Annotated in this window: 1 protein-coding gene and 1 pseudogene; both read right to left on the bottom strand. The window is 53.7% G+C overall.

The window, feature by feature from the left end:
* Positions 1 to 210: 210 nt before the first annotated feature.
* Positions 211 to 1,140 carry an adenosylcobinamide-phosphate synthase CbiB gene (gene cbiB, locus C8N34_RS25775; RefSeq protein ID WP_108131070.1) on the bottom strand — a complete coding sequence of 310 codons (930 nt, stop codon included), beginning with the start codon at positions 1,138 to 1,140 and terminating at the stop codon, positions 211 to 213.
* Between the two features lie 154 nt (positions 1,141 to 1,294).
* Positions 1,295 to 1,411, bottom strand: a pseudogene (locus tag C8N34_RS27075) (SMC-Scp complex subunit ScpB); the annotation flags it as partial.

Below are 1,411 nucleotides of genomic sequence, written 5' to 3'. Positions count from 1 at the left end.
CTGGTATCCGCCAGCGGCAGTGGAAGATGAAAGAAGCTGAATGTCCCAAGGCTTCTTGGATGTTGCGTCCAAGCAATTGCCGCTCTTCCGAGCGAATACATGTCTTGCTGGTCCTCCAATGCCCAATCATCTGATGCCTGTCACCTTATGAATGGCTAGTATGATGCCGAGCTGGCCATCCGACTTGGTCGGAGACTGCAATAATAGAAGTCAGAAACGCTCCCAAAATGACAAAATTGCCAAAGCGACGATGCACAGGGCGAGTGAACGTCTATAGATCCAAAGACCTCGACGCAGGTCTTCAGGTTGCGGATCTCTCGCTCCACCATTGAGCCACGGCTCTTTGACAGTTTGATCTCCGTACGTCCTTGGACCCGAAAGCCGAACATCTAGTCCTCCAGCCATCGACGCTTCCGGCCAACCGGCATTGAAAGAACGATGATGGCCCGCGTCGCGCGCCGTTAGCAGAAACGCCGAAAACGGTCGTCCAGAAGCAACGAGCAATAGCAAACTCGTCAGCCGCGCTGGTACGAAATTCGCCAGATCATCTAAGCGTGCAGCGACTTTCCCAAAGTCTTCGAATCTTGGGCTACGATGACCAATCATCGAATCTAAAGTGTTTAGTGCTTTGTAGGCGATCAGTGCCGGCAATCCACCCACAGCGCCCCAAAAAAGCGGTGCAACGACGCCATCGCACGCATTCTCGGCCAAACTTTCCAGTGCCGCACGGGTGACAGAGGCACTATCAAGCGTGCTGGTATCTCTGCCCACTATGGACGAAACTGCTTGCCGGGCGTCCGGTACGTTGTTTTCTTTCAGGGGAATGAGTACAGCAACGACATGGTCATCTAGCCCTTTAGCTGCTATCCAAGGCCAAGCTAGTACTGCTCCAAATGCGATCGTTTGCCAGTTTGTCGTGAGTTGACTTTGCAACAATATGGCGAGAACGACGCAGATCGAGATAACGGTAAACACGCAGATTAGACCTCCAATCCGGCGCCTCCATACCCCGCCCGAATTTAGTTTTCGCTCGAGCGCATATATTAGGGCGCCGATCCAAGTGACTGGATGCCCAACACGAGAAAATATCCATTTTGGCCATCCCACGCAAATGTCCAAGAGTAGCGCAAGAGTCATCATCGCTGCACAGATCACTGGTGCCTCCGGTCTAGCCCTTGGTTATTCACTACATTGGCCGGCTTCGAGGCCTATCTTCAGGAAGTTGCGCTTTCAGAGTGCGGAAGCGCCCTACAGCAGGCCAGGTGTGCTATAGCGATATCGACTCTCCCCATCCCTACGGTTCGGCCAACCCCGCATCGACAATATTCTCGGTATCCAGCAGGTCGCGCAGGCTTTCAAGCCCAAAGGCGGCCAGGAATGTCTCGGTGGTGACGAAGGTATAGGGCGCGCC

Origin of the sequence: Gemmobacter caeni (genome assembly GCF_003054195.1) — a bacterium.
GTDB classification, from domain to species: Bacteria; Pseudomonadota; Alphaproteobacteria; order Rhodobacterales; family Rhodobacteraceae; genus Gemmobacter; species Gemmobacter caeni.
Note: the sequence above shows the minus strand (reverse complement) of the source record. Positions and strands in the feature narration are given on the sequence as shown.